This window comes from Haloferax sp. Q22 (assembly GCF_001482285.1).
Taxonomy (GTDB): domain Archaea; phylum Halobacteriota; class Halobacteria; order Halobacteriales; family Haloferacaceae; genus Haloferax.
In genome coordinates this window covers 1-1,070 of the sequence record NZ_LOEP01000028.1, presented here as the reverse complement: position 1 = coordinate 1,070, position 1,070 = coordinate 1, and the positions used below count along the sequence as shown (strand labels likewise).

General features: G+C 59.1%; 1 pseudogene. It reads left to right on the top strand.

Going from position 1 to position 1,070, the window contains the following annotated elements:
- The first annotated feature begins 55 nt into the window (after window positions 1–55).
- Window positions 56–1,049: pseudogene (locus AM590_RS12340) on the top strand (transposase).
- Window positions 1,050–1,070 lie beyond the last annotated feature (21 nt).

Below are 1,070 nucleotides of genomic sequence, written 5' to 3'. Positions count from 1 at the left end.
GAGGGTGTCATAGAACGATTAGCACACCAAAGAGCAGGGTGAATGCTGAGGTGGAATGAGCTCAGCGACCCTGCAAGATGATCCTTCGGTCGAGTCGTTCTTCAATGTCGTGGAGACAGAGACCCTAGCGCTGTTCGAGCACCTCTCCTTCGACTTTCTCGAAGAGTTCGACGTGTTCGCCCCGACGCAGACGGGGCGAACACGAGACCACGAGCCACCAGATCTGATGCGTGGCTTTCTCCACTGCTACTACAAGGACATCTACGGCATTCGACCGGTTGAACGAGAGCTTCGGAACACGGTTGTCTGGTTGAGCTGTGGCTTCGATCGACCGCCGTCGAGAGACGCGGTCGATCGCTTCCTCACCGACCTCCAACACGTCGTTGACGATGTCTTCACCCACCTCGTCGAACAGGCCGCCTGCCGCGGCCTGCTTGACTTGACCTACTGCATCGATTCGACCGACGTGAGGGCGATGCCAGCCGACCCAGACGCGTCAACGTGCTACGATCCAACCGACGACGAGTACTACTACGGCTACGGCTGTACGATCGTCTCGACCGGGCAAAAGATACCGATTGCAGCGGAGTTCACCGAGAGCAAACAAGCGCCAGAAGAGACGGCGATGCGCGTCACACGTGACGCGCTCGCCGTCGAGCAACCGATCTGGATGGTTGGTGACAGCGCCTACGACACGCTCGACTGGCACGACCACCTGCTGGCCGCAGGGATCGTGCCAGTCGCTCCGTACAACGCACGAAACACCGACGACCCGAAAGACATCGAGTACAGGGTCGAAGACCGGATCGACGAACACAGTGAGGACGTTCATCTGAAGCAATCGACGCTAGACAAGACGTACAACCGCCGGAGGTGGCGTCGAACGAACCAACGAATCAGTCAAGGACTGCGGCCTCGGGCGAACGCACGCCCGAGGCCGCGTTCACGCACGAGCGCAGGTGTTCCTCGCGCTGTGTCTTCGCCTCGTCGTCGCAATCACCAACTACGAACGTGGAGACAATCCGGGAAGTACCGTGATCACGGTGTGAGAACTCTTCTATGACACCCTC